At 69.0% G+C, this 25,568-nt stretch carries 24 protein-coding genes, 4 pseudogenes and 1 riboswitch; of the genes and pseudogenes, 16 read left to right on the top strand and 12 right to left on the bottom strand.

The window, feature by feature from the left end; all coding sequences use genetic code 11:
* Nucleotides 1–19: 19 nt before the first annotated feature.
* A complete protein-coding gene (locus tag AB0I77_RS26380; protein WP_363285155.1) occupies nt 20–373 on the top strand; it encodes a hypothetical protein in 354 nt (117 codons plus the stop codon).
* Nucleotides 374–437: 64 nt separating this feature from the next.
* On the opposite strand, the gene AB0I77_RS26385 is transcribed toward AB0I77_RS26380, so the two are convergent.
* Nucleotides 438–1,295 carry an alpha/beta hydrolase gene (locus tag AB0I77_RS26385; protein ID WP_363285156.1) on the bottom strand — a complete coding sequence of 286 codons (858 nt, stop codon included), beginning with the start codon at nt 1,293–1,295 and terminating at the stop codon, nt 438–440.
* A 65-nt stretch (nt 1,296–1,360) separates the two neighbouring features.
* Between AB0I77_RS26385 and AB0I77_RS26390 the strand changes: the two genes are divergently transcribed.
* Nucleotides 1,361–1,783, top strand: a complete 423-nt coding sequence (locus AB0I77_RS26390; RefSeq protein ID WP_363285157.1) for a hypothetical protein — start codon at nt 1,361–1,363, stop codon at nt 1,781–1,783.
* Between the two features lie 17 nt (nt 1,784–1,800).
* On the opposite strand, the gene AB0I77_RS26395 is transcribed toward AB0I77_RS26390, so the two are convergent.
* Nucleotides 1,801–2,277 carry a MarR family transcriptional regulator gene (locus tag AB0I77_RS26395; protein WP_363285158.1) on the bottom strand — a complete coding sequence of 159 codons (477 nt, stop codon included), beginning with the start codon at nt 2,275–2,277 and terminating at the stop codon, nt 1,801–1,803.
* Nucleotides 2,278–2,339: 62 nt separating this feature from the next.
* Here AB0I77_RS26395 and pip point away from each other — a divergent pair, with 62 nt between their 5' ends.
* Entirely contained in the window at nt 2,340–3,377 is a 1,038-nt protein-coding gene (gene pip / locus AB0I77_RS26400; protein ID WP_363285159.1) for a prolyl aminopeptidase, read from the top strand.
* A gap of 112 nt (nt 3,378–3,489) precedes the next feature.
* Here the strand turns inward: pip and AB0I77_RS26405 are convergent, their stop codons facing one another.
* From AB0I77_RS26405 to AB0I77_RS26415, 3 genes are all read right to left on the bottom strand, one after another.
* Nucleotides 3,490–4,368: a class I SAM-dependent methyltransferase gene (locus tag AB0I77_RS26405; protein ID WP_363285160.1), complete on the bottom strand. Its 879-nt coding sequence runs from the start codon at nt 4,366–4,368 to the stop codon at nt 3,490–3,492.
* A gap of 142 nt (nt 4,369–4,510) precedes the next feature.
* On the bottom strand, nt 4,511–5,104 hold the full coding sequence (locus AB0I77_RS26410) for an XRE family transcriptional regulator (protein WP_363285161.1): 594 nt from the start codon (nt 5,102–5,104) through the stop codon (nt 4,511–4,513).
* On the bottom strand, nt 5,085–6,800 hold the full coding sequence (locus tag AB0I77_RS26415; protein ID WP_363285162.1) for a helix-turn-helix domain-containing protein: 1,716 nt from the start codon (nt 6,798–6,800) through the stop codon (nt 5,085–5,087). The genes AB0I77_RS26410 and AB0I77_RS26415 overlap by 20 nt, the downstream gene beginning before the upstream one ends.
* A gap of 101 nt (nt 6,801–6,901) precedes the next feature.
* Here AB0I77_RS26415 and AB0I77_RS26420 point away from each other — a divergent pair, with 101 nt between their 5' ends.
* The 9 genes and pseudogenes from AB0I77_RS26420 to AB0I77_RS26460 form a co-directional block, all read left to right on the top strand.
* Nucleotides 6,902–7,672 carry a GNAT family N-acetyltransferase gene (locus AB0I77_RS26420; protein ID WP_363285163.1) on the top strand — a complete coding sequence of 257 codons (771 nt, stop codon included), beginning with the start codon at nt 6,902–6,904 and terminating at the stop codon, nt 7,670–7,672.
* 88 nt (nt 7,673–7,760) lie between these two features.
* The gene (menC, locus tag AB0I77_RS26425) at nt 7,761–8,876 is read left to right on the top strand and encodes an o-succinylbenzoate synthase (RefSeq protein WP_363285164.1); all 1,116 of its coding nucleotides are present in this window, start codon (nt 7,761–7,763) and stop codon (nt 8,874–8,876) included.
* Nucleotides 8,873–9,982 carry a M20/M25/M40 family metallo-hydrolase gene (locus AB0I77_RS26430; protein ID WP_363285165.1) on the top strand — a complete coding sequence of 370 codons (1,110 nt, stop codon included), beginning with the start codon at nt 8,873–8,875 and terminating at the stop codon, nt 9,980–9,982. Before menC ends, AB0I77_RS26430 begins: the two co-directional genes overlap by 4 nt.
* Before the next feature lie 423 nt (nt 9,983–10,405).
* A complete protein-coding gene (locus tag AB0I77_RS26435; protein WP_363285166.1) occupies nt 10,406–11,674 on the top strand; it encodes a tyrosine-type recombinase/integrase in 1,269 nt (422 codons plus the stop codon).
* Nucleotides 11,675–11,754: 80 nt separating this feature from the next.
* Nucleotides 11,755–14,076 carry a site-specific integrase gene (locus AB0I77_RS26440; RefSeq protein ID WP_363285167.1) on the top strand — a complete coding sequence of 774 codons (2,322 nt, stop codon included), beginning with the start codon at nt 11,755–11,757 and terminating at the stop codon, nt 14,074–14,076.
* Between the two features lie 90 nt (nt 14,077–14,166).
* Nucleotides 14,167–14,253: riboswitch (ZMP/ZTP riboswitch) on the top strand.
* 22 nt (nt 14,254–14,275) lie between these two features.
* Entirely contained in the window at nt 14,276–15,151 is an 876-nt protein-coding gene (locus AB0I77_RS26445) for a bifunctional 5,10-methylenetetrahydrofolate dehydrogenase/5,10-methenyltetrahydrofolate cyclohydrolase (RefSeq protein ID WP_363285168.1), read from the top strand.
* A 168-nt stretch (nt 15,152–15,319) separates the two neighbouring features.
* Nucleotides 15,320–15,469, top strand: coding sequence for a hypothetical protein (locus tag AB0I77_RS26450; protein WP_363285169.1), 150 nt, complete (start codon nt 15,320–15,322; stop codon nt 15,467–15,469).
* A gap of 81 nt (nt 15,470–15,550) precedes the next feature.
* On the top strand, nt 15,551–16,147 hold the full coding sequence (locus tag AB0I77_RS26455; protein WP_363285170.1) for a DinB family protein: 597 nt from the start codon (nt 15,551–15,553) through the stop codon (nt 16,145–16,147).
* 1,025 nt (nt 16,148–17,172) lie between these two features.
* A pseudogene (locus tag AB0I77_RS26460) lies at nt 17,173–17,641 on the top strand (ATP-binding protein); the annotation flags it as partial.
* A 212-nt stretch (nt 17,642–17,853) separates the two neighbouring features.
* On the opposite strand, the gene AB0I77_RS26465 reads toward AB0I77_RS26460, so the two are convergent.
* Complete coding sequence (locus AB0I77_RS26465) at nt 17,854–18,321, bottom strand: ester cyclase (protein ID WP_363285171.1); 468 nt, start codon at nt 18,319–18,321, stop codon at nt 17,854–17,856.
* 87 nt (nt 18,322–18,408) lie between these two features.
* On the opposite strand from AB0I77_RS26465, the gene AB0I77_RS26470 reads away from it, so the two are divergent.
* Nucleotides 18,409–18,759, top strand: a complete 351-nt coding sequence (locus AB0I77_RS26470; RefSeq protein WP_266514226.1) for a helix-turn-helix domain-containing protein — start codon at nt 18,409–18,411, stop codon at nt 18,757–18,759.
* A 297-nt stretch (nt 18,760–19,056) separates the two neighbouring features.
* Here AB0I77_RS26470 and AB0I77_RS26475 read toward each other — a convergent pair whose 3' ends face one another.
* From AB0I77_RS26475 to AB0I77_RS26485, 3 genes and pseudogenes are all read right to left on the bottom strand, one after another.
* Nucleotides 19,057–19,512: a hypothetical protein gene (locus AB0I77_RS26475; RefSeq protein ID WP_363285172.1), complete on the bottom strand. Its 456-nt coding sequence runs from the start codon at nt 19,510–19,512 to the stop codon at nt 19,057–19,059.
* 213 nt (nt 19,513–19,725) lie between these two features.
* Nucleotides 19,726–19,950, bottom strand: a complete 225-nt coding sequence (locus AB0I77_RS26480) for a hypothetical protein (protein WP_363285173.1) — start codon at nt 19,948–19,950, stop codon at nt 19,726–19,728.
* A gap of 123 nt (nt 19,951–20,073) precedes the next feature.
* A pseudogene (locus AB0I77_RS26485) lies at nt 20,074–20,269 on the bottom strand (transposase); the annotation flags it as partial.
* A gap of 242 nt (nt 20,270–20,511) precedes the next feature.
* Between AB0I77_RS26485 and AB0I77_RS26490 the strand changes: the two are divergent.
* On the top strand, nt 20,512–21,252 hold the full coding sequence (locus AB0I77_RS26490) for a peptidase E (RefSeq protein ID WP_363285174.1): 741 nt from the start codon (nt 20,512–20,514) through the stop codon (nt 21,250–21,252).
* 121 nt (nt 21,253–21,373) lie between these two features.
* Here AB0I77_RS26490 and AB0I77_RS26495 read toward each other — a convergent pair.
* The 3 genes and pseudogenes from AB0I77_RS26495 to AB0I77_RS26505 form a co-directional block, all read right to left on the bottom strand.
* Nucleotides 21,374–21,733: pseudogene (locus AB0I77_RS26495) on the bottom strand (transposase); the annotation flags it as partial.
* 164 nt (nt 21,734–21,897) lie between these two features.
* Nucleotides 21,898–23,011 (bottom strand): annotated as a pseudogene (locus AB0I77_RS26500) (IS701 family transposase); the annotation flags it as partial.
* A 184-nt stretch (nt 23,012–23,195) separates the two neighbouring features.
* A complete protein-coding gene (locus AB0I77_RS26505) occupies nt 23,196–23,849 on the bottom strand; it encodes a helix-turn-helix domain-containing protein (protein WP_363285175.1) in 654 nt (217 codons plus the stop codon).
* 133 nt (nt 23,850–23,982) lie between these two features.
* Between AB0I77_RS26505 and AB0I77_RS26510 the strand changes: the two genes are divergently transcribed.
* The gene (locus AB0I77_RS26510) at nt 23,983–24,732 is read left to right on the top strand and encodes an NAD(P)-binding domain-containing protein (RefSeq protein WP_363285176.1); all 750 of its coding nucleotides are present in this window, start codon (nt 23,983–23,985) and stop codon (nt 24,730–24,732) included.
* 311 nt (nt 24,733–25,043) lie between these two features.
* Nucleotides 25,044–25,568, top strand: a 525-nt coding sequence (locus tag AB0I77_RS26515; protein WP_363285177.1) for an alpha/beta hydrolase, incomplete at its 3' end; no start/stop codon positions are given.

Consider the following 25,568-nt stretch of genomic DNA (forward strand, 5'->3'; position numbering starts at 1 on the left):
GGACGGCACGGCGGGCGAGTTGCTGGTCCGCAGCCACCAACGGTTCGCTTTCTCCACCGGCTACCTGGGGGATCCCGAGGACCTGCCGCCCGCGTCCTGGCGCCGTACGGGCGACCGGGTGGTCCGTGAACCCGACGGCTGGTTTCGCTTCGTCGACCGCGTCAAGGACGTCATTCGGCGGCGCGGTGAGAACGTCTCCTCGCAGGAGGTGGAGACCGCCCTCCGCGCACACCCCGCGGTCGCGGACGCCGCGGCCGTCCCGGTCCCCTCGGAGCTGGCCGAGGACTGGTCATGGTCGCGGTGCTGCCCAGCCCCGGCCGTGCCTTGGATCCCCGGGACCTGGTACGCCACTACGAGCGCGAGCGTGGCCTGAGGCCGCCGACGACCCGCCGTGGAGACAGGAGCTCGACAGGCGCCAGGGCATACGACAACGAGGTTCAGCCGGTGTGCCGGACCGGCTCTGCTCCCGTCCCGATCAGGAAGTCGGTGAGCGCTTCGGCGAGTTGTTCGGGCTGGTCCTCGGGGACGAGGGTGGACGAGTCGGCGATCTCGATCAGCCGGCCCTGCGGGTACAGCTCCGCCAGCCGGGGGCCGTGCTCACGCGGCATCAACCGGTCTTCGGCCGCCCAGACGACCAGGACAGGGCGGTCGAAGTCACCCAGTCGCTCGCTCCAGGCCAGCAAGGTCTCACGCCTGGGCGCCGAGGTGGCGAACTTGGCGAAGTCCCTGCGAATGGCCCTGCTCCGGGTCGCGGGAGCGAACCAGTCGTCCATGATCTCGTCCGGAATCCCGCGCAGGCTCATCCCGCCGTATCCGTTGCGGTTGTTCCGGAACGACGGGATGCGCATCAGCCGAGTCAGAAGCCAGACGCCGCCGGGAACCCTGCACACGGCGGCCAGCGCCTTGGCCGGTCCCGGGGGAAAGTTGTCGAACGCCTCGCAGGCCACCAGCACCAGCCGCGCGACCCTCCGGCCCTGCTCCTCCGACACCAGGAACTGGCCACCGCCCCAGTCGTTGAGGACGAGAGTCACGTCGTCCAGGCCCAGCCGTTCGATGAACTCACCCAGTAGGCGTGCGACACCACGGTGGGACAGGTCGGCGTCCGCCTTCATCGGCCGGCGATGACCGCCGAGGGGCAGCGTGGGCAGGACGCAGCGGTACCCGTCCAGCAGCGGTACCACCTTGCGCCACTGCGTCTCATTCATCGGCAGGCCATGGCCGAACACGAGCACCGGCCCTCCACCGCCGGTGTCCTGATAGTCGATCGGCCCGGACGACAGCTCGATCCCTGGCATCGCACCCCCATGTGACAGCCACTTGATGGATCGTTCCACCGCACTGTAGTGAAGGCCGACGGGCAATGTTCCGCCACAACGGCTACTCGGGCACCGGCCTGAAGCGGATCGCGGCGGAAGCGCAGGCGCCTTTCGGCTCGATCTGCCACTTCTTCCCCGGCGGCAAGCAGCAGCGGGCCGAGGAGACGATCCGCACGTCCGGAGCCGCGTACGGCCGGATGGTGCCGGCACTGCTGGACAGCGTTCCGGACCCGGCCGAGTCCGTCGCGCACGCCTTCGAGGCGGCCACGGACGACCTTGCCGCGACCGACTTCGCCGAGTGGGTCAGCGCCGGTGAACAGTGGTTCGGCCGCTGGGTGTCCGACCAGAACACGGCCCGGTCACTCGCCTACCCGGTGATCATGATCGTGGAGGGGGCGTTCGTACTCTCCCCGCCCGCCGCGATCCGGAGCCGCTGCGGGTGGCCGGCCGCTCGATGGCCGAGTTGAGGACTACTCCCGCAGGCTTAGCGTCGATACGCTGCCGCGATCCGCTCCCGGAACGGGCGGCGGCGTACCGCCTCCGCCACCTCCGTCAGCAGTTCCGCCAGCGGCATCGAGAGCTCCGCGTCCAGCTCCGCCATCGCCGCCACTGTCGCGTCCCACTCCGCCTCGATTTGCGGCAGCAGGGCATGGGCCTTCGGTGTGAGCTCGACCAGCCGGCGCCGCGCGTCTCGCGGATCGGGAGCGTGGGTGACCAGCCCCGCGCGGGCCATCTGGGCCGCCGTCTGGCTTGCGGCCGAGTGCGTGACACCCACCGCTGCGGCCAAGTCGCGGACCGGGAGGGGGCCTTCGGTCATAAGAGCCCGTACGACGGGGGAGAAGCGGGGACGGTACTCGGCGAGACCCTGCTCCTGGTAGATCTTGGCCACGTCGCCGTCGAGCAGCTCGAGGACGTGACGGAGCAGGGTGCCTACGGCGACCGGGTCTGGGTGATTCCTCACGGTGCTAATGTAACAGTGCTGTCAGATTGTCAGAGGATCGGATCCCGGGAGGCACCTCTCACATGGCCGAGCTCTATCCCTCCATCGAGCCGTACGAGCACGGCATGCTCGACGTCGGCGACGGCAACCGCGTGTACTGGGAGACCTGTGGGAATCCCGCGGGCAAGCCGGCCCTCGTCCTGCACGGCGGGCCGGGGTCCGGCGCGGGGCCGTTCTGGCGCCGGCTGTTCGACCCCGCGGCGTACCGCGTCGTGCTCTTCGACCAGCGCGGCTGCGGCCGGAGCACGCCCGACGCAGCCGATCAGCGGACCTCGCTCGACGCCAACACCACGCCGCATCTGATCGCCGACATCGAGCTGCTGCGGCGACACCTCAGCATCGAGAAATGGCTGGTCCTCGGCGGCTCCTGGGGCGTGACGCTCGCGCTGGCATACGCCGAGCAGCACCCCGGACACGTATCCGAGCTGGTGCTCTTCAGTGTCACCAACACCACCCGCCGCGAGGTGGAGTGGATCACCCGGGACATGGGGCGGATCTTCCCCGAGGAATGGGCCCGGTTCCGCGACGCCGTACCGGAGGGGGAGCGCGACGGCAGCCTGGTGGACGCGTACGCCCGGATGCTCGCCGACCCCGATCCGGCCGTACGGGAGCGGGCGGCGCGGGAGTGGTGCCGGTGGGAGGACGTGCACGTGTCCACCCACCAGGGGTACAAGCCCGATCCCCGGTACGAGGACCCGCGCTTCCGGCTGCGCTTCGCCCGCCTCGTCACGCACTACTGGCGGCACGCCGGCTTCCTGGAGGACGAGGCGCTGCTGCGCGACGCCGGGAAGCTCACCGGCGTCCCCGGCGTGATGGTCCACGGGCGAATGGACATCAGCGGGCCCCCGGACATCGCGTGGCGGCTGGCTCAGGTGTGGCCGGACGCGGAACTCGTGCTGATCGGCGACGAAGGGCACGGGCTGTCGGGGGACGCCACGAAGAAAGCCGTATTGGCGGCCACGGACCGGTTCCGGCCGATCCAGGAGGAGCTGGCCGACCGTGGCCCGAGCCATCGACTCGGGCCGAGGCCGGGCAATCGTCAGGATTCACGGACCAGTTGAAGGGTCGTTCTGGCTGCGTGAACCTCGCAACTCGATCGGGTTTGCGGCACGAAGTCACCGTCCACCGTCCGAACCCATCGTGCTCAACGCATCAAGGCTCCTGGCATGTCGGTCAGGCGCGCCGTGCGGCCCACACCGTGCGCTCGGTGCGTACCGTCAGGTCGCCGCGGCGCAGGATGCTGTGGGGGCTGTCGGTGTCGAGCAGGTGATCGAGGGCGGTGAGGTCCTCGGCTGTCAGCGTCCGGGCGACGCCGCTGCGCATGCGGCGCAGGCTGGCGAGTGCGTAGCGGCCGACCGTGCCGGTGTGGGGTGGGCCGATGTTCACGGTGATGGTGCGCTCGGCCTCGACGGTGAAGCCGGTGGCGGTGAGCATGGATCCCCAGTCGGCGCCGCGGTGCGGCACGTGTTCGGCGTGGTGCCCATCGAGTGCGGCGTGGCAGCGCTCCTCGAGACCGGGACGGTCTTCGGGGGCGTCTTCGGGCAGGAACCTGGGAAAGCCGGCCAGTTCGACGACGGCGAACAGTCCGCCCGGCGCGAGCGTGTCGCGGACTCGGCGCAGGACGCGATCGGGATCGGCCATGTGGTGCATGGAGGCTGATGCCCAGACCAGTTCGGGTGTGCCGAGGTCGGGCCAGGTCGCGTCGAGGTCGGCCTGGACGGTGTGCACCCGGTCGGCCAGGCCTTCTGTCCTGGCCTTCTCGAGCAGGCGGTGCAGGTGGCTGGTCGAGGTGTCGACGGCGGTCACCTTGGCATGGGGGAAGCGCTGGAGCAGTGCGAAGGTGCCGGCCCCGGTCCCGCAGCCCAGATCCACGATGTGCCGGGGGCCGGCTCCGAGCGGCAGCCATGCGGTGATGGAGTCGATGTACTCGGCGAGCACTTCGGCGTCCAGATCGAGGATCTCCGCCTGGCCGTCCGCGTCGTGATCCGCCGAGTGCTGGTGGGCCGCGTGCGTTTCGTGGTCGTGCGATGCGCGCGGGGAGGTGTCAGTCATGGCGATGACGCTAAGAGCATCGTGGGCGTGTGGCGCGGCCGCTTCCCGAAAGAGCAAGACGATGGCCGCTTGGCCTGCCTGTGGCGCAAGAAGCACCTGGATTGCGGCCGCGGCTTGAAGGTGCGGCTGAAGGGAGGTGTCTTCATGGAGACGGGCGGCTCGCGTCATCGGTGCCCTCGCCCCGCTGGTGGCCGCGGCGGGCGTCACGGTCGAAGATGCCCAGGACCTCGCACGGCCCGCCCTCGGTGCCGATGGCGTGCGGGAGCATCGTCGGGAACTCGGCGGCCTGGTTGGTCTCCACGCGAAAGCGCCGGTTGCCCAGCAGCAGGACGGCGGTACCGGAGAGGACGACGAGCCATTCCCGGCCGGGGTGGGCGCGCATCCGCGAGGGGCTGTCGGGCGGCGGGTCCGTCCTGCGCTGACGCACGACGGTCACGCCCGGGTCCGCACGGATGGGCCACAGCATCCGCTGGTGGGCCGCGTCGATCGTCGGGCTGGAGATGACGTCGTCGGTGGCGGTCTCGACCAGCTGGTCGAGCGAGGTGTCCAGGGCGCGGGCGAGGGTGACGAGTTGATCCAGCGCGAGGCGGCGCCGGCCGTTCTCGATGCGGCTGAGTGTGGACGGGCTGAGCCGGGCGCGGGTGGCCAGCTCGTCGAGGGACCAGCCCTGTGCCACGCGCAGTGCGCGGATCCGTTTGCGTACGAGGCTGTCCAGCTCACCGTTGTCTTGCGTCATGGGCAAAATCGTATGCTCCATACGCAAAGCGAGTTCTGTCGTCTGTGTGCGAAAGGGCCGGCGTCTCGCGCAGCCGCAGCCGCAGCCGCAGCCTCAGCTGCAACTGGGCCAGCAGCATCTGATCGGCGTCATGGAAGTCCAGACCTGACACCTCCCTGATCCGGCGCAGCCGGTATCGCACGGTGTTGACGTGCACCCGCAGCGGTGCGGCGGCGTCCTCGGCCAGGCATCCCGCAGCCAGGTAGGCGGCGAGGGTCTCGGTGAGGACACCGTCGGGGCCGTCGTGCTCGGCGAGGCGGCGCAGTGGGCCGGTGGCCGGCGGCAGGCCGAGGGACTGGGCGACGTCGCCGAGGCGATCGAGCAGCACCTGGAGCGCCGTCTCGTCGAGGGTGGCCACGGCGGGCGCCGAGTCCCCGCCACCGCGCAAGGCGCGCAGTACGGCGTCGGCCTGGGCCCGGACGGCGGGCACGCGGCCTGGCTCGGCGGCGGGCCCGGCGACCGCGGCCAGATAATCCCCGCCGGGCCCTCCCGGCGACCGGACGACGAAGTCCGCGGCCAACGAGCGGGCCGCGGCCGGCACCTCGTCCCTGGACAGCCGCGGCCAGGCCGTCAGCACGTACACCGCACGGTCACCGCGCACGGTCACCGCCGAGGGGCGCACTGCGCTCAGATAGAGCGTCAGGGCGTCCTCGAGCCGGCGAAGACCGGCGGCTGCGACGGCGGCCTCCGCGGGGGCGGTGTCCGAGCCGGCGTCCGACGCGGCGCCCCGCGGGCGCAAGCCCACGGCGATCAGGCACAGCGCCCCGGTGTGCAGTTGCAACTCACGGGCCGCGTCCTCCCCGGCGGGGCCCCCGCCGAGCAATGCCGCGGCCAGTTCGCGGCGCCGCTGCCGGGCCCAGGCGGAGCGGTCGGAGCGGGTGTTGGCCAGGTGCAGGGCGACGACCGGGGCGAACAGCTCGAGCCACCGGGTGTGTTCCTCCGGCAGCGGGGCGGTGACGACCGCCCAGACGTAGCCGAGGACTTCGGAGTTGGCACGTACGGCGATCGCCACCCGGGGCAGAAGGCCGGGTTCGTACGATTCGATGTACACCGGCGCGGTGGAGGAGTGCAGCCGGTCGAAGGCGCCCTGCTCCGCGAGCTTGTGCAGCCGGCTCGGATGCACCGCGCGGCCGAGGATCGTCTCCACCCTCGATTCGTCCGTGTCGTCCTGTCCTGCCGACCAGGCCAGCACCGCCGAGACCGCGTCCTCGATGGTGACCGGGGCCTGGATCATCGCGCTGATCGTATTGGCCAGTGCGAACAGGTCGCTGGTGGCGCCTTCGGGCTCCCACTGCGCCCGGGAGTGGTCCAGCAGGCGCTGCCGCAGGGTCGTCGCGACGTGCATCCAGGAGGCGTCCGGGTTGACCTCGACGACCGGCACCGGGCAGTCGGCGGCCTCGGCCGGGACCGGTCCCTTCACCGCGAGCCCACGCGCACCGGCGCGTTGCGCGGCGCTGCCGAGGGCGAGCAGCTCCGCTCCCCGGGCCACACCCACGCACAGCACCAAGCACCCCGCCTCCATTCCGTCCGCGTCAGACGGGTCGTGAATGGCCACCCCGGCGAGGGGCTGGTCCGCGCCGCCCGGATCGACGGCGAGCCGCAGCAGGGGTTCGCCGATGTCCTGGACGAGGCGGTGCAGGGTGGGGGCTTGCTCCATGGTGGCACCCTAGCCGGATTGTCGTAGACACCCACTCGACGGCCCCAGGTTTGATGCTCAGCACAAAAACTGGGGCGGCATGGTCCGGCAGGCTACGGCTCATGGTCGTGAACACGCAGGTACGGGAGCTGACCGGCGTCGAGGAACTGCTGGCGGCGACCGACCTGATCACCGAGGTGTGGCAGGCGGAGATACCGCCGGTGCCGTTTCCCTTCATGCGGGCACTGAGCCAGGCCGGGGCACAGGTGCTCGGCGGCCTTGTCGACGGGCGGCTCGCCGGTGTGGCGGTGGGCTTCCCCGGCTCCGACCCGGACGGGACGCTGCTGCACTCGCATGTGGTCGGCGTCGGCAAGGAGTGGCGGAGCACGGGAGTGGGCCGGGCGATCAAGCTCGGCCAGCGCGACTGGTGCCTGGAGCGCGGCATCAAGCGGATGGCCTGGACCTTCGATCCGCTGCGGACCGCCAACGCCTGCTTCAACCTGGCCGGACTCGGCGCCACGGGCGTCTCCTACCACGCGGACTTCTACGGGCGGATGAACGACGCCTTCAACCGCGACATACCCACGGACCGGGTCCTGGTGCACTGGGATCTGACGGCCGCCGAGCCCGGCCGCTCGCCCGCTCCGGCCCGTTCCGACAGCCCCCTGCTGGATGTCGGCGAGGCGGGAGAACCGGTACGCCGCGCCGCGGGCCCCCGGCCCGGCGAGGAGGTGCGGCTGCGTGTCCCGGCGCTGCTGCCTGATGGCGTCTCCCTGGTCCTGGACTGGCGCCTCGCCCTGCGCGAGGCGATGGGGCCGCTGCTGCGGTCCGGATATCGATGGACGGGAGCCGACCGGAACGGCACCTACGTCCTCACACTCCCCTCGACCTGAAGATCTCGAGGAACCCGAGGAACCCGAGGAACCCGAGGAACCCGAGGAACCCGATGAAGCCGAGGAACCCGATGAAGCCGAGGAACCAATGAATACGAACATCGAAGCTGTCGAACTGCGGCGGGTCGCCATCCCGCTGGCGTCCCCGTTCCGTACCTCGTTCAGCACCCAGACCGAGCGCGATGTGCTGCTGGTACGGGTGATCACCGACCAGGCCGAGGGCTGGGGCGAGTGCGTCGCGATCGCCGACCCGCTGTACTCGAGCGAGTTCACCGACGGTGCGCACCGGATAGTCGCGGACCATCTGCTGCCCCGCCTGTTCGCCGCCGACCGGCTCGACGCCGATCTGGTGGCCCCGCTGCTGGAGCCGGTACGCGGGCACCGGATGGCCAAAGCGGCGGTGGAGACGGCCGTGCTCGACGCCCAGCTGAAGGCCGTCGGAGTTCCGCTGAGTCGCCACCTGGGGGCGACCGCGACGCACGTCGACTCCGGCGTGTCGGTGAGCATCTACGACGCCGTACCCGAACTGCTCGACGCGGTGGCGGGTTACCTGGACGCCGGATACCGGCGGATCAAGCTCAAGATTGAGCCGGGCTGGGACATCGAGCCGGTTGCCGCGGTGCGGGAGCGATTCGGCGACGACGTGCTCCTCCAAGTGGACGCCAATTCCGCCTACACCCGCTCCGACGCCCGCCACCTCGGGCGCCTCGACGCGTTCGGGCTCCTCCTGATCGAGCAGCCACTCGACGAAGAGGACATCGCCGGCCATGCCGAGCTCGCCCGCGTCGTGCGCACCCCGATCTGCCTCGACGAGTCGGTCGTCTCCGCCCAGGCCGCGTACGAGGCGATCCGCACCGGCGCCTGCGGAATCGTCAACATCAAGCCCGGCCGGGTCGGCGGCTACCTCGAAGCGCGGCGCGTGCACGACGTCTGCGCGGCGGCCGGGATCCCCGTCTGGGCCGGCGGCATGCTGGAGACCGGCATCGGCCGGGCGGCCAACCTCGCCCTGGGCGGCCTGCCCAACTTCACCCTGCCCTCCGACATCTCGGCCTCCGACCGCTACTTCAAGCAGGACCTGACCGAACCGATCACGATGACCGAGGACGGCCGCATCGAAATCCCGACCGGGCCCGGCATCGGCGTCGCCCCGATCCCCGAGGTGCTGGCGGAACTCACCGTCTCCACCGAGGTGTTCAAGCCGTGACCCTCCTCGACGAACTGACCGCGCGCACCGAGGAGATGGCCCGGGCAACCCTCGACCTGTGCCTGGTGGAGTCACCGTCCGACGATGTCGGCCGACTGGCCGAGGTCGCGGAGCACACCGCCGAGCTGGGCACCCGCCTGCTCGGCCGCCCGCCCGAGTGGATCACCGAGCGGGACCGGCCGGCGCTGTACTGGGAGCCGGCGCCGGGTGGCGTGCTGCTGCTCGGCCACCTCGACACGGTGTGGCCGGTCGGCACCCTGGCCCGCTGGCCGAAGCCGTTGCGCACCCAAACCACCCTCAGCTGCCCCGGCGTCTTCGACATGAAGGCCGGGGTCGTGCAGGGCCTGTACGCGTTGGCGACGCTCGGCTCCCCCGCGGGCTGCGGCATGCTGCTGACCACCGACGAGGAGATCGGCTCACCCGTCTCCCGACCGCTGATCGAAAAGGCCGCCGCCCGTGCCGGGGCGGTTCTGGTCCTGGAGGCCAGCGCCGACGGCGCGCTCAAGACCGGCCGCAAGGGCGTCAGCCAATATGTCGTACGCGTCTCAGGGCGGGCCGCGCACGCCGGCCTGGAACCCGAGAAGGGCGTGAACGCGCTCCTGGAGCTGGCCGAACAGGCGCGCACCGTCGCCTCGTTCGGCTCCGGCGGGCTCACCGTCACTCCCACCCTCGCCGCCGCCGGCACCACGGCCAACACCGTCCCGGCCGAAGCTCACTTCCACGTCGACGCCCGAGCCACCACCCGCGCCGAGCAGGACGCCCTTGATGCCCGGATGGCCGCACTGTCCCCGGTGCTGCCCGGCGCCCTGGTCACCGTCGACGGCGGCCCCAACCGCCCGCCGATGGAGGCGGGCCAGGCCCGTCCCCTGCTGGACCTCGCGCGCCTCACCGCCAGGGACCTCGGCCTCGGGGACATCCGCGCGGTCCGTGTCGGGGGCGCGTCCGACGGCAACTTCACCGCCGGGATCGGCATCCCCACCCTCGACGGCCTCGGCGCGGTCGGCGCCCACGCGCACGCCGAAGGCGAGTACGCCGTCATCGCCGAAATGCCCCGCCGGGCGGCCCTCGTCGCCGGCCTCGTCGCCCGCCTGCTGCCACCTGTGTGACGTCGCCGCAGCCCGGTCTTCCATCCCTCGGCCCGGGAACCGGCGATGTCGGGGTTCTCGGGCCGAGGCGTACCACGCACCGCACGCCCACGGCGTGTGGGGCGACGCACCCCGGTGCGCAACGGTCCGACGTACCCACCCGCGGCGACGCAATCCAGGCCGGCGCCCTTGTGCGCCGACGCCGGCTCCGTTGCACCCGCCGCACCGATCACGGACCTGAGCGGCCTGCGGATCACCTGGACCCCCGCCGACAGGCCCTACGGCACCCCCTGCCAGCACGAGCATGCCCCGTTGACCGAACTAACCTCGACGGCCCCCGGTTCACCTTTGGGACGGACCGTGACTGGCAGTGTCGTCCTGCGCTCCCGAAGCTCGCCCGCTTGGGCTCCCGAATCTGCTGTGATCGCGAGCCAACGACGGTTCGTGGAGGTCGAGATGCCGGAACACACGGCAGTGGTACGGGACATAGCGGCACTGGCGGTACTGAGGACGGGCCGGGTCGAAGAGTCCGGCGATCCGTTGCTTCCGTACCGGCTGATCGGAGGCGATGGCGTCGAGGTCGACGCCGTCACCGAGTTCCTCCATCACATGCTCGCCGATGACGACAGCCCCGCTTCTCTGCGCTCGTACGCCTATGAACTCCTTTCCTGGTTCCGGTTCTTGGCTGCAATCGACGTTGCATGGGACCGCGCAGGGCGAGCGGAGGCCAGGGACTTCGCCCTATGGCTGAAGACCGTGAAGAAGCCATCGAGGCAACGTCGGCCGGATGCGCCGAGGCCGGGGTCGGTCAACCCGATCACGGGCAAGCAGACGCCCGGCGAAAACTATGCCGACCGGACCAGACGGCACGCGCGGGCCGTCGTCCGGTCGTTCTACGAGTACCACCGCGAGATGAACGGTCGCCCGCTGATCAACCCTTTCCCCAAGGCCAGAACTGCCGAAGACGAACACGTCAACGCCCACCACAACCCGATGCAGCCTTTCCGTCGGCCGGCCCGGCGGGCGGAGTACCAGCCGCGCGAGCCCCGGCGGATTCCGCGCAGCATCCCCGATCAGGCGTTCAACGAATTGTTCGCCGGGCTCGCGTCGCACCGGGACCGCGCGTTGGTCGCGTTCTACATCTCGACCGGTGCCCGGGCCTCCGAGCTGCTTGGTTCGATCCGAAGCCTGGTCGTCCCGGAAGACCAGCTCATCGGCGTGATCCGCAAGGGCAGCCGGGCACTTCAACACCTGCCTGCCTCGGCAGACGCGTTCGTCTGGCTGAAGCTGTATCAGCACCAGATGCGCGAGCCGGTACCTGGAGGCCCGGACGACCCCCTGTGGTGGACGCTACGGCGTCCGTTTCGCCAACTGGAATACGACGCGGTCCGGATGGTCTTCAACCGAGCCAATGCCGTGCTCGGTTCAAACTGGACCCTCCATGACCTGCGACATTCCGCGGCCAAAAGGATGATCCGCGACCCGCACCTGAGTCTCGCGGACGTACAGTGGGTCCTCGGACATGCCCATATCACCACCACTGAGCTTTATCTCTCGCCCGCGCAGGACGAGGTCGTCGCCCAGATCCTCGCCCATCACGCGCGTCAGCGCGCCGAACGGGAGAAGCCGCCGGCCCCACCCGCTCCCGGCTATCGGCCCGAAGTGCTTGAAGCGTTGCTCGGCCCGTCGGCTCCCGGCGGAGGCAACCAGTGAGCATTACAACGGAAAGTGCGGGCGCGAAGCCCAAGCCGAAACGAGCGCGACCTCCGCATCAGGATCAGCCGGAGGCATGGGTGGCCCGGTCTGCGGCACAGGAGTGGCCACAGACCAGACTCAACCGCGCGGAGCTCACCGCAAGGCTTCTGGAACTGTTCACCGACCCGGCTCACGGCCGCCCGCGGGACACCGTCCGGCGGCGCGGGCTGAACCGCCTCCTGGACTGGCTCGAACGGCAGCCCGGGGATACCTGGCAGGACCGATGGCTGGCCAGCGACGCCGACGACGCCGGAAGGGAGTGGACCAACCTGGTACTGGGACCGCAGGCAGCCGACTACCACCGCGGGGACCTGAGTACCGGAGTGCTGCTGATGGTCTGCGGCCAGGTCATCCGCCCCTCCTACCGCTGGCTGCTGGCCCAGCGGCAAGCGAAGATGCTGGCCGAGGCCCGAAACGCGATCGACCCGGCCAGCTTTGCCCGCCTTGAGGCCCTCCGCCCCGCGGGCCTCATCCGGACCGACGCTCTGAACAGGATCACCTGGATCGCACTCCACAAGGGCGGCCGCGTCGAGGAGATCACCGTCGGCGACTGCCTCGAACTCGTGGCCGCACTGGAACAGCACCACTACCGCGGCAGCGCGGGCAGGCCACTGTTCTACGCTCTTCTGGCCGAGAGCGGCGTGCTCCCTGCCGACGCGCCACCCAGACTCCGAGCCGCAGTGCTGCCCGGCAAGCGAAGCATCAAGCAGATCATCGACGGCTACGGCATCGTCTGCACCCCGGTACGCGACCTGCTGGTCGACTACTTCACCGAACGCTCAGCGGACCTGGACCACAATTCCGTACGCTCCATCGCCGGCACCCTCTGCAAGCGGTTCTGGGTCGACCTGGAGATCCACCACCCCGGCATCGACTCGCTGCGGCTGCCAGCCGAGGTCGTGAAGGCATGGAAGGAACGGCTCCAGCACGTCCAGACCCCCGACGGAGGATCACGGCCGCGCGCGGGCTACCGCCACGAACTCGTCTTCGTCCGCGCCTTCTACCAGGACATCGCCCGCTGGGCGGCAGACGACCCGGCACGCTGGGGGCCATGGGTCGCCCCCTGCCCGATCAAGGCGAACGAATGCTCGCAGAAGAAGGTCCGACTACGCCGCAAAGCCGCAATGGATCAGCGCACCAGGACCCAGCTGCCGGCGCTGCCCGCCCTGGTGCGGGCGGTCGAGCGCAACCACAAAGCCGCCGAGGAGCGCTTGCGCCTGGCCGAGAACGTGCCCGCCGACGCGCAGTTCAGGGCGACCGGATCGGAGTTCTTGCGCCACCGCACGGGCGAGTCCGGCCGGGTCTTCGTCCGTGACCTGGCGTCTGGCAAGCGACGCGACCTGACCCATGAGGAGGACGTCGCGTTCTGGGCCTGGGCCATTGTCGAAGTGCTCCGCCATACCGGCATCCGCATCGAGGAACTGCTTGAACTCACCCACCACAGCTTCGTCGCCTACACCTTGCCGACCACCGGCGAAGTCGTGCCCATGCTCCAGATCGCCCCGTCGAAGACCGACCGTGAACGGCTCCTCCTGGTCTCCCCGGAACTCGGCGAGGTCCTCACCGCCATCATCTTCCGGGTCCGCGCCGGACAAGCAGCGCTGCCTCTCGTGTCCGCCTACGACGTCTTCGAGCAGGTCTGGAGCCCGCCCATGCCGTTCTTGTTCCAGCGCCGCCACGGAACCGAGCACCACGCCCTCACCCGCAGCTTCGTCCGCACCTCCCTGATCCGGGCGCTCAACACGGCCGCGCTCACCGACGTCAGCAACCAGCCGCTGACGTTCACGCCGCACGACTTCCGCAGGCTGTTCATCACCGATGCGATCCGCACCGGGCTGCCACCGCACATCGCCGCCGCGATCTGCGGCCACCAGGTTCTCGACACCACAATGGGCTATGCGGCGATCTACCCCGACGACGTCATCGCCCACCACCGGGCCTTCATCGCGCGTCGCAGAGCCGAGCGCCCCGGCGAGGAATACCGCAGCCTCACCCCGGAAGAATGGCAGGAGTTCCTCGGCCATTTCGAGCTACGCAAAGTCGCCCTCGGGATCTGCACCCGCGACTACGGCACCCCCTGCGTCCATGAACACGCGTGTGTCAGATGCCCACAACTGCGGCCCGATCCCGATCAGATGCCCCGCCTTGAGGAGATCCACGACAACCTCCTTGACCGTCTCCAGGAGGCGAAGGACCAGGGATGGCTCGGCGAGGTCGCCGCCATCGAGACGAGCGTGGCCGCCGTTAAGGACAAGCTCGCCGCGATGCGTGAACTGGCCGCCAAACACACCACCACCCACCTCGGCATGCCGAACTTCGGTCCTCAGACTGGGCGCACAGCTCAGAGAGATGAAGGATGATCTTCCACGGGCAGGAAGGAGATCCCCGGAAAACCGGATCACCGCATCTACCAGTGAGCAAGCTATCGCAGCTCGCGTCTACTACGCTGGCTCCCAGGCCGTGACTGGCGCTGAGGTGGAGCACCACCGGGAAGCGGCCCGACGATCTCGTCAGTGCCGTGCGCCTGGGCAACTCGCAGCAAACATGCCGGAGTAGCTCATGCCCCAGACACAAACCGCCGCTCTCATGGACGGCACCGCCCTCGCCCGCCGCATCGTCGAACGCAGCGCAGCCGTCGCGGCGGCCATTGCGCAGCAGACCGGCAAGGCACCGTGCTTGGCGACCGTGCTGGTGGGAGACGATCCCGCCTCAGTGACCTACGTCCGCATGAAGCGTGCCCGGTGCGAAAAGGCAGGCATCCGATCTCGGCACCTCGCGCTGCCGCCCACAACCACCACAGCAGAGCTGGTCGACGCCATCACGGCCTTGTCACAGGATCCCGACGTGCACGGCATTCTGCTGCAACACCCCGTCGGCCCGCACATCGACGAACGAGCCGCGTTCGAAGCCATCGCCCCGCACAAGGACGTCGACGGGGTCACGATGCACTCCTTCGCCGCAATGAGCTTCGGGCTACCCGGCTTTGTGTCCTGCACTCCAGGCGGCATTTTGCGTCTTCTTGACGAGTACGCCGTCGACCTGGCCGGCAAGCGCGCTGTTGTCGTTGGCCGGAGTGCCATCCTCGGCAAGCCGGTCGGGATGCTGCTGCTCGCTCGCAACGCCACCGTGACGTATTGCCACTCGCGCACCACCGACCTGGCATCGATCGTGGGAGAGGCCGATGTCCTTGTCGCAGCGGTTGGCCGGCCCCGCTTCATCAGCGGCGACGACATCAAGCCCGGGGCCGTCGTGATCGACGCTGGCTACAACCCCGGGAATATCGGTGACACTGATTTCGACGCTGCCAAAACCCGCGCGAGCCTCATCACCCCCGTGCCAGGCGGCGTCGGTCCCATGACCATCGCTGTCCTCCTCGCGCAGACCGTTGATGCCGCCAGCCGGCAACTCGGCCTGACCACACTCAACATCCACTGAGGCTTGCCCCAGGACAACCGAACGCCAAGAGCCACGACACGCGCGGACGGCTCCCAGTCCCCAGAATTTACTCATGACTCACTGTTACGGCCTGGCTCACGGCACAGCGCCAGACAGGGCCCTGACGCACATCAAGATCAGTTCGGTTAAGCGTGCGTCCGCTGCCCGATGTTCCGCCTCGACCTGGCCCAGGGCCCGCGACTGCTGGAGATCGAGGCCAACACCCGCGAACGGCTCGAAGAGGCCCATCGGATGCAGACCGACCGCCTGCGCTGGCATGCCGAACACGGGGAGGGAGGAACCGGTGTTCTCAGCTGACGACCGTAATCAGGACATGCCGCCCAGGGAGTGCCGGTCGCACGTTGAGCCCACCGGCGGTGCGTGACAGGCTCGCACGCCATGATCGATGATTTCGCGAAAGAGTACCTGCACAGCGATCTGCGAGAGATGCGCAAGACGATGCTCTGGAAGCTCGACGGGCTCGGCGAGTACGACATCCGCCGGCCCCTGACCTCGACGGGTACCAACCTTCTCGGCCTGGTCAAGCACCTGTCCATCTGGGAGGCCAGGTACTTCGGCGAGGTCTTCGACCGGCCCTTCCCCGAGCTTCTGCCCCGGTGGGACGACGCCGGGGAGCGCGGCGCCGACCTGTGGGCGACCGAGCACGAGACGCGCGAGGAGATCACCGACCGCTACCGTCGCGTCTGGGAGCACTCAGACGCGACGATCACCGCCCTCGCCATCGACTTCCCTGGCCACGTGCCCTGGTGGCCCCGCCCCAACGTGAAGCTGTTCAACATCCTGGTCCACATGCTCACCGAGACCAGCCGGCACGCAGGACACGCGGACATCCTGCGCGAACAGGTCGACGGCTCGACGGGGACGTCAGCCCAGTACGCGACTCCGCGGCACGACGCGGCCTTCCTGGAAGCCCAGCGCACGAAGATCGAACGAGCCGCCAAAGCCTCCGTCACTGAACTCGGCCAGGAACGTTAGCCCTTCACGACGCCGCGCGTCAGTAGTGCAGAGAAGGGTGCTCGCAACCGCGGGGCAGGAGGCGTTCTTCGAAGGCCGCGTGCACGCCTTCCGCGTGCTGGGCGGCATTCCCCGGGCCCGGATCCGGTATGACAACCTGCGGGCCGCTGTCGAAAGGATCCTCGGGATGTCCCGCGGCCGGGTGCCAGACGGACCGCTGATCGGCGTTCTGCTCGCACCTGGGCATCGAGCCGTTCTACTGCCGGCCCGGCATCGAGGCCGCCCACGAGAAAGGCGGCGGCGAGGGGCGGATGGGCTACTACCGCCGCAACCACTTTGTCCCCGTCCCCGAGGTCGCCTCCCTGGCGGACCTGAACGCGATGGTCGACCAGTGGACCAGGCCGACGAGGGCCGCCGACTGCGCACCGTACCCGCACCGTCGGCGAGTACTTCGCCGCGGAACGGCACCTGCTCAAGCCGCTCTGATCGTCTTCGACGGCCGCAACGAGGTCGCCAGGCACGAACGCCTGGGTGGCGTCCAGGCTCCCGCCTGGTCCTGGACCACTACCTGGAGGCGCTGTTGCGCAAGCCGGGCGCCTTCCCTGGCTCGACCGCGCTGAAGCAGGCCCGATCCGCGGGCCGGTTCACGCCTGCCCACGACAAGTGGTGGGCGGCGGCGAAGGCCGCGCACGGCGAGGCGGCCGGTACCCGCGCGCTGATCGAGGTCCTGCTGCTGGCCCGGCACATGGAGCACGAGCAGGTCGTCGCGCGACTTGCCGCCGCTTACCGCGCCGGGGCGCTGACCGCGGACGCGGTGGCTCGTGAGGCCCGCAAGCTCGCCGAGTCCGACGGCGAGCCGGCACCGCCGGCCCGCACGGGGGCCAAGCCCATGACGGTGCCGCAGATGGACGGGCCGACGGCGTCGGTGACCTTCCTCGCCGACTGGAAACCGTCCCTCTGCCTTCCGATGACCGGCCGCTGCCCTCGGTGGCCCATGACGACCAGCTCCTCACACGGCCTGGCCGCACGGCCGGCGAGAAAGGAGGATCACGAGTCCACGCAAGCGCGGGCTGACCGAAGAAGCCGCCACCGCCTCCATCGACCAGGCATGCCGCATGCTGCGGCTGCCCACCATCCGCCAGCCGTTCAAGGAGCTGCCCGACGGCGCCGGACGCGAGCAGATGTCGTATCGCGCGTTCCTCGCCGAGCTGCTGATGGCCGAGTGCGACGAATGGGCCCGCCGCAGGTCCGAGCGCCGCATCCGGGCCGCCGCTTTCCCCAGGGAGAAGAGCCTGCGGGCCTTCGACTGGAACTCGACCGCAGAGGGGCTGAGCTGCTGTTTCAGGTGCTGACCGAGCGGGAGGAGAAAAACAGCGTCGCCATCGCCTCCAACGAGTTGTTTTCGGGTTGGAGACGAAGACCTTCACCGACCCGCGGCCTTGCGCGGCCATCGTCGACCGGCTGACCTTCAACGGTGCGATCAGCCAGACCGGGACGGAGTCCTACCGCCGCGCCGTACCAAGGCGCAGGCCGAACGCACCGCGGCCCGCTGAGTTCATCCCCGGTGAGGACTGCGGCTCCTGCGGTGCCGATGGCCCGCCGCCCCACCCACTCATGGCCGCCGACACGCCTTTCCCGGACTGGCCCCTGGAACGAGTGCGCCGCGTCGAGGCGGCTGTTGTCGGTCATGGTTCAGGGGCAGGCGTGGTCCGGGAAGGTCTCGATCTTCAGGCCGGCTGCGCGCCGGTGCTGATCTGCTGGGTGAGCTTGAGCAGTTCTTCGACGTGGTAGATCTCGGTGATCTTGCCGTCAACAACGCGGACGATGTCGGTGCCGGTGATGTCGACCGGGTTGCCGCTGGCGGCGAACCCGAAGGCGTCTCCGGTGCGCGTCCCGGTCATCCGCCAGTGGAGGACCACCCAGCCGCCGGGAAGCTCCTGCTGGAACAGGATCCGGTGCTGCGTGTCGGTGAATCCGTCGCGGACCGCGGCGATCAGCACTCGGATGCCGTCGAGGCCCGAGGCGGCGCCGTCAGCGGGGTTGTGGTCGATCACGTCGGGGGCGAACACCTCGTCCGCTCCGGCGACGTTGCCGGTGTCGTAGAGCTCAAGGTTGCGCGCGGCGACCCGCAACGCGGTGGTCGTGGCCGAGCGCACCATCTCGCTCGCGGTGTTGGCCGTACTGATCGTGGTCATGAGGTCCTCCATGGTGTGGTGTTTGGGCTGCTCCGGCTACAGTTCCCTGAGGGAATCAGTTCCCTCAAATGAACTAATGGGGAGAGCATGAGTGAGCTGGATCACCCTTTGCCGGAATGTCCGATCGCCCGGTTCCTGACCGTGCTGGACGGGCCCTGGGCGACGCTGATCGTGAGGGAGCTGCTGACCGGCCCGAAACGCTTCACCGAACTGCGCGCCGGGCTGCCGGGGATCAGCCCCAAGACCCTGTCCTCACGGCTGCGGCGATTCGTACTCCTGGGGCTGGTCACCCGCACGGCCTATCCGGAGATCCCGCCCCGCGTGGAGTACGAACTCACCCCGGCAGGCGCCCGACTCGAGGTCGTGCTGGCCACCATGGGCGCCTGGGCCGAACAAGACCTTCCCCGCACTGGCGCGTTCCCCGTCGAAGATCGGTGACCAGGACCCGCCGACTGCCCAGCGCTGAGCGCAAGAGATCAGCCTGGAAGTATCACCGACTTGCCACGAACGTGCCCGCCCTCGCTTTCGCGGTGTGCCTAGCCGGCCTCGGCCGGCGAGTACGTCCCTGCCACCGGCAACGTCAACTCGCCGCTCGCCACCAGCGCCGTAGCCCGAGCCAGCCGTTCGGGAAGCTCACCGGTGCCGCGGCCACGAACCGCGCACCGAGTTCAGCCGTGTTGACGGCGGCACTGGTCGCCACCCGCCCAGGCTCGCCCACCATGTCGATCAACGCCGTCAGCGCGCCCTCTCCCGCACGTCGAGTGCCGCGTCCACGCCCTTGGGCGCCACCGTGCGGATCCGCGCGGCCAGCCCGTCGCCGTAGGTCACCGGCTCGGCCGTGAGTGAGCGCAGGTACTCATGGTCGCGCTCACTCGCGGTGCCGATCACGGTGGCGCCGAGGTGCCTGGCGAGTTGCACGGTCACTGTGGCGACGCCTCCTGCCGCCCCGTCGACGACCAGAGTCTCCCCGGACTTCAAGTCGACGTCGGCCAACGCCTGACAGGCCGTGTTGACGGCCACGGGCAGCGCGGCGGTGACTTCCCAGGACACTGCCTCCGGCTTGCGCGCGAGCTGTCCCGCCGGCGCCAACGCCAGTTCGGCGTAACCGCTGGAGCCGGTGAAGCCGAACACCTCGTAGCCGACCGTCAGGCCGCTCACCCCGTCGCCGATCTCCTCCACCACGCCGGCCACTTCCCAAGCGAACCCCGATGAATGCTCGTCGAGTTGCTGCGGTGTGCTGACCCCGACGATCGGGGTGGCTGCCGTCCTTCCGCCGGTCGATGCTGATGCCGGCGAGAGTGGCCGGCTCCTTGGTCGTCCGGCACAGGTGTCGGGCGGGAGGCGCCTGCACCTGGTTGCTGGAATCCGCAACAGGTACCGCCGCCGGTCCCGGCTGCGGCAGGTTCACCAGTTCGGGACCCGGTTCACTCCGGCGGGGTCGATCGTCCCGCTCTGCACCTTCGCGCCGTGGGGCTCGGCGAAACCGGCGTTGGTGACGTAAAGCCGGTTTCCGCGTACCGCTGTGGAGGTGGGTGAGGCGAGGCCGTCCGAGGCGGTCAGGACGGTCTCGGTGGTTTCGTCGGGGTGGACGGCCGCGACCTGGTGGAGGCTGTTCAGCGTGGCGAACACTACGTCGGAGCGGTCGCTGCGGAAGGTGAAGTCGTTTTTCTGGACTATGGAGTGACTCGCTGGCTTGCCGTTTTTCCAGCGTTCTCCGTCTGCGATTGGGCCTTGGCCCGTCCTAGTGCCGCATCAGGCAACGTTCGCCCTCTTCACGACCTCGCGGAGGCGTTCGTCGGCGGCGTGCTTGTTCCACCAGATGATGTAGCGGCGGAACGTGCTTCCCTGCTCCTTGTGGCTGATGTGGTCCCCGTGCCGTCGAGTGCGAAGTTGCGCACAGGGCGGTGAACTGGGCCTCGATCTGGTTGAGCCACGAGCTGTTGGTGGGGTGTTGGCGATCTCCACGTCTTACTGATCGCCGTCGGGTGGGTTCTCGCCACCACTATTGCCGCCGGGATCACACGCACCCTCAGCGACGCGGCGCAATAGGGCGAACTTTGCCTGATACAGCACTAGGTAGACAGAACCCTCGGGCCGAAGGAGGGTCTATTCGATTGCGGATGTAGCCGATGACTTGGCACGGTTCGAGGCATCGTCCGCATCTGAATCGTGAACCGAGGAGGCACCCTCGTGGCTGTCGCTGCCGCGCGTCGTTTGGCTCTTCTTGGAGGCGGCTTCTCCACCGACGACGATGACCTGCTGGATGACTGGGTACTCGATCAGGTGGAGACTCCTCGGCCCAAGGTGTGCTTCGTTCCGACTGCCAGTGGCGACGCTCCCGCCTACGTCGAGCAATTTCTCGCGGCGTATCAGTCACGTTCCTGCGAACCCAGCGTCTTGCATCTGTTCCGGCGGGAGCTCGATGACGACGCCCTGCGAACGTTCCTCCTTTCTCAAGACGTCGTCTACGTGGGTGGGGGCAACACCGCGAACATGCTGGCGGTCTGGCGAGCACACGGAGTGGACCGACTGTTGCGCGAGGCCTTCGGCCGCGGGACTTTGCTGTGCGGAATCAGCGCCGGTGCCAACTGCTGGGCCGAGGGCTCGCATACCGACTCTTTCGGGCCGCTGACTCACCTCTCTGACGGGTTGGGCCTGCTGTCAGGCTCGGTCTGCCCGCACTACGACAGCGAGCCGGCTCGTCGATCGTCCTACCAGGCGGCCGTGGCAACACGTGCACTTCAGGCCGGATGGGCAGTGGAGGACGGCGTCGGTGCCCTCTTCACGGACGGTCTGCTGACGGATGCGGTGACTAGGACGCCTCAGGCCCGTCTGTATCGGGTAGAGCCAGATGGGGATAGCGGCGTCCGGGAACGAGCCCTGCAGTGCCGCCCCCTTGGCGCAGCACAGCAGCTCACTTCGCCCGCGTGACATGGGGGGGAGAGAGAGCGGCCCCGCCTGGTCTGGGGACGCTGACTGCGACCGTACCTCGCGTGGCTTTCAGGATTGCCTGACGAGTAATGGTCAAGATCTGTGGATCAGTTGAAATGGATCACGCTGCGAGGGTCTCGTCTCGTTCGACGAGGAGGCCGTTCTCGAAACGGGCGCCTGCTCGAACGAGGGCGACGAGGTGCGGTGCGGTGACCGCTCGCCAGCGGGCCTGGGCGGACTCGACGAGTTTGAAGACCATCGCGAAGGCCGCGGCCGGGCTGCCGGCGCCGCGGGTGCCCTTGGTCCGAGGCTTGACGGTGGAAAAGGTCGACTCGATCGGATTCGTCGTCCTGAGATGGACCGAGTGCTCTGCGGGGAAGCCGTAGAACGCCAGCAGCCCGTCGACCTCGCCGGTGATCTTCTTGACGGCCCTGGGGAACTTCGCCCCGTACACCATCTCGAACGCGGTGACCGCCTTCTCGTCGTGCGCGCGCGTTCTTCCGGAATCGGGTTACGTCGTGGCCGCAAGGACCCCACGAGGATTCACTTTCTCGTACGTAGTAGGACTCCGTTAGATCTGTCTCGATGTTGAGGGTCGGCGGGGTAGGGGTTGGTGGCAGGTGGTGCAGATGCCGGTCCAGCACTTCAGGGTGTTCTGGAGGGTGTCGAGGACCTGGTAGAGGGTGAGTCCCGTGCGGGCACTTTTGGGGCCAGGCGCTGTTCGGTGAAGAAGGCGTGGGCGGCGGTCACGAGGGTGACGTGGTGGTGCCAGCCCGGCCAGGACCGGCCTTCGAAGTGGTCAAGTCCCAGGCCGTGTTTGAGTTCGCGGTAGTCGTGCTCGATGCGCCAGCGGACCTTGGCCCGACGCACCAGATCGGCGATCGGAGTGTCCGCGGGGAGGTTGGACAGCCAGTAGTCGGTGGGCGCCTTGGCGTCGGCAGGCCATTCGACCAACAGCCAGCAGTCGGGCAGCACCCCGTCCCACCAGCCCTTCTCGGCGGAGGCGGCGGCTTTGACCGGGCGCTCAACTGCTTTGCCGGCCGGGCGGACACGCACGGCGGCGAAGCGGGAGCGTAACTCACCTCGGGCGCCGTTCCGTCAGGTGACGGAGGTGAATGCCTCCTGCCCGAGGCCGGCGGCCAGGGCTGCCACCGAGGGCGCGGGATCCCAGTAGCGGGGCTGGGGCCAGCAGCCGACGGGCCCGTTGCGGGCTGGAGCGAGGGGCTTCGCGCCGAAGGGGTGGGCGACGACATCCGCTCGGATGGCCAGCACGTAGGGGGGGAGGCCGCGGGTGGCCAGGGCCGCCCGCAGACCGGCGTTGGTGTCGTAGGCGGCGTCGGCCACCACGACCGGCGGCGTCATGCCCCAGCCGGCCAGCGTGTCGAGCATGGCCAGGGCGAGGGCGCCACTTCTCGCGGTGCGTGGTCTCGGGCGGGATGCGGGTGATGGCCCGGCGGCCCATGTCCGAGGCCCACTCCTTGGGCAGGAACAGGCACCATTGCAGCGGGCAGGAGGCGGTATCCGTCGCGGCATGGACACTGACCGCGACCTGGCAGTTGGCCCGCTTGCCCAGAGCCCCGCAGTACTGCCGGGCCACCCCGACGGACATCCGGCCGTCCTTGGGCACCGACACATCGTCGATCACCCAGGCTGTCGGGTCGATCAGCGGCAGCATGCGTTCGCAGATGCGCCGCTGCACCGGTGCCGGATCCCACGTGGACTGGTTCACGAACTGCTGCAGGTTCTGCTCGTTGCCATCCGCAGCCGCTCCGCTGGCTGTGTAGGTGTCAGTGGGAGGCGTTTGTTGCTGACTTCGGATGGCGGTTGGCGGCTTGAGGGCCCGTGAATGTCGATGAGATTTGAAGTCGCTCAGAAGCTGTGCCATACCCCCTCGGTCGGTGATGTCCTGTGAGGATCGGCCTCGGAGAGCATCGCCGTCGCCCCTACCGGATCGTCGGCAGCAAGGAGTCGTGGACGAGTGCCGGGGGTAGAGGCTCGGTGCCGGTGGCGCACATGCCGTCGAAGGTGAGCCGCAGGTAGCGCCGCCAGGCCGACGGATCGGTAGCCAGCAAGGGTGCGGCGGTGTAGTACACGCCGCAGATCAGCAGCATCACGTCCTGCCCGTTCAGGTCCGCACGGAGTGAGCCGTCGCGTTGCGCCCGCCGCGCCAGTGACTCGGCTGTTGCGATCAGTTGCTCCTGTCCGGCCTGTATCTCCGGGTGTCGAACATCCGACACCATACGGAGGGCCTCCGCGAGCGCCCGGTTGTTTGCGTAGAGATCGACGCCCGCGCTCATGAACTGCAGCAGGGCGGTGTCGGCGTCGGCCTGCTCGGCCTGCCGGCGGCCCACTGTCACCAGCCCGTCGATTTCCTCGCTGATGATCGCGGCGAACAGGTCCTCCTTGGTGGGGAAATGCCGGAAGACGGTTCCCTTTCCGATCCCCGCCCGTGCCGCGATCTGTGCAACGGACGCTTCCGCGCCGTGCTCGGCGAACACCTCCGCGGCAGCCTTCAACAGCGCTTTGCGCGTCCGCACCGCGTCGGCTCTCATCCGTCGCGCGGGCGGCGCTGCAACGGCTTCTTCTTCAGTGCTCATGGGTCCACTCTACGCAACATGACCGAGTGGTCCGGTTAGGTGGTACGGTAATTAAAGTGACCAGCCGGTCCGGTTATGGTTCGTGGCTGTGGCCGGTCCGGCATTTCCTCATCCCATGGGAGAACAGAGCACCATGAGCAAGACACTCGGCTTCATCGGCAGTGGCAACGTCGGCGGCATCTTGGCCCGCCTTGCTGTCGCCGCAGGCCTGGACGTCGTCCTGAGCAACTCCCGCGGCCCCGAGTCCCTCGCCGGTCTCGTCGCCGAACTCGGCCCCCGTGCCCGGGCGGCCACTCCCGCCGAGGCCGCCGAGGCCGGGGACCTGGTGGTGGTGTCCATCCCGCTGAGCGCCTACGAGAAGATCCCGGCACAGCCGCTGGCGGGCAAAATCGTGATCGACACGCTGAACTATTACCCGGAGCGCGACGGCCGCATCGCCGAGCTGGACGCGAACGAGCTGACGTCCAGCGAGCTGGTGCAGCGCCACCTGGCCGACTCCCGTGTGGTCAAGGCGGCCAGCAACATCGTCGTCAGCCAGCTGTTCAGCCTGGCCCGCCCCTCGGGTGCGCCGGACCGCAGTGCCATGCCGATCGCCGGCGACGATGCCGCCGCCAAGGCGGAGGTCGTGGAGTTGCTCGACATCCTCGGCTACGACGCGGTGGACATCGGCACGCTCGCCGACAGCTGGCGCAGCGAACCAGGCACGCCCGTCTATTGCAAGCCCTACTTCGGGGAAGTGCCCAAGGACGTGAGCTTGGACAAGACGATGGAATGGATCTACCAGGCCCCGGGCGTTCCGGTACCTGCCGACCGGGTGAGGGAACTGACCGCCACGGTTGTCCGGCCCGCGGGCGGCAGCTTCTCGATCGACGACTGGATCTGAGTGGAGAGCATCGCGGAAGAAGAGGTGGAACCGGAACTCCTGAGCGGGTCCGGACACCGACCCACCGTGGTGGTTCCGGCCGCCGGCGGGGAGACAGACGCCTGCGGCCGCCGCCCCGGCTGCGACTGCTGCGGCTGAGCCGACACCTGCACGAGGCAGAGGGACCCCGGCCCGCAACCCGTCACCGACCTCCCACGGCTTCCGCCGCGGCTGGTCACACCCCCCCCAGAAAACACGGGATTACGTACATCTCCACCGTGCCACAACACGATCTTCCTGCAAGGACCCCTAAAAAAGGACGTAACACCGCCATGAACGCTTTCACCACCACCACCGCAGCCGTCCGGTCGGAGGAGCCGCTCAGCCCCGGCTACGACACGGCGACCAAGGACGACGCCGAGTTCAACGAGTACTTCCGGCACGGCTTCACCACCATCGACGACGTACAGATGCACTACGTCATCGGCGGCGACGGCCCGCAGGCCATGGTGCTGCTGCACGGCTGGCCGCAGAGCTGGTACGAGTTCCGCCAGATCATGCCCTCACTGCTGCCCGGCCGCACCGTCATCGCCATCGACCTGCCGGGCATGGGCGACTCGACCGGAAACCCGCCCTCCATGACCAAGACGGTCCTGGCCACCTACGTCCACAAGCTGCTCAACCACCTCGGCCACCACGAGAACGTACAGGTCGTCGCCCACGACCACGGCCTCAACGTCGCCTACTCACTGGCCGCCCAGTACCGCGACCAGGTGGCGGGCCTGTTCCTCATGGACGCTGCCCTCGTCGGCAAGAACCTGAAGTTCGCCACCCTCGAATCGATGTTCTGGCACTTC

Source organism: Streptomyces sp. NPDC050619 (assembly GCF_040654815.1).
GTDB lineage: Bacteria > Actinomycetota > Actinomycetes > Streptomycetales > Streptomycetaceae > Streptomyces.

Coding starts and splice junctions, on each gene's coding strand:
- AB0I77_RS26385 (WP_363285156.1), bottom strand. CDS start 1,295: ATGCCAGGGATCGAGCTGTCGTCCGGGCCGATCGACTATCAGGACACC.
- AB0I77_RS26390 (WP_363285157.1), top strand. CDS start 1,361: ATGTTCCGCCACAACGGCTACTCGGGCACCGGCCTGAAGCGGATCGCG.
- pip (WP_363285159.1), top strand. CDS start 2,340: ATGGCCGAGCTCTATCCCTCCATCGAGCCGTACGAGCACGGCATGCTC.
- AB0I77_RS26405 (WP_363285160.1), bottom strand. CDS start 4,368: ATGACTGACACCTCCCCGCGCGCATCGCACGACCACGAAACGCACGCG.
- AB0I77_RS26410 (WP_363285161.1), bottom strand. CDS start 5,104: ATGACGCAAGACAACGGTGAGCTGGACAGCCTCGTACGCAAACGGATC.
- AB0I77_RS26415 (WP_363285162.1), bottom strand. CDS start 6,800: ATGGAGCAAGCCCCCACCCTGCACCGCCTCGTCCAGGACATCGGCGAA.
- AB0I77_RS26420 (WP_363285163.1), top strand. CDS start 6,902: ATGGTCGTGAACACGCAGGTACGGGAGCTGACCGGCGTCGAGGAACTG.
- menC (WP_363285164.1), top strand. CDS start 7,761: ATGAATACGAACATCGAAGCTGTCGAACTGCGGCGGGTCGCCATCCCG.
- AB0I77_RS26445 (WP_363285168.1), top strand. CDS start 14,276: ATGCCCCAGACACAAACCGCCGCTCTCATGGACGGCACCGCCCTCGCC.
- AB0I77_RS26450 (WP_363285169.1), top strand. CDS start 15,320: ATGTTCCGCCTCGACCTGGCCCAGGGCCCGCGACTGCTGGAGATCGAG.
- AB0I77_RS26455 (WP_363285170.1), top strand. CDS start 15,551: ATGATCGATGATTTCGCGAAAGAGTACCTGCACAGCGATCTGCGAGAG.
- AB0I77_RS26465 (WP_363285171.1), bottom strand. CDS start 18,321: ATGACCACGATCAGTACGGCCAACACCGCGAGCGAGATGGTGCGCTCG.
- AB0I77_RS26470 (WP_266514226.1), top strand. CDS start 18,409: ATGAGTGAGCTGGATCACCCTTTGCCGGAATGTCCGATCGCCCGGTTC.
- AB0I77_RS26505 (WP_363285175.1), bottom strand. CDS start 23,849: ATGAGCACTGAAGAAGAAGCCGTTGCAGCGCCGCCCGCGCGACGGATG.
- AB0I77_RS26510 (WP_363285176.1), top strand. CDS start 23,983: ATGAGCAAGACACTCGGCTTCATCGGCAGTGGCAACGTCGGCGGCATC.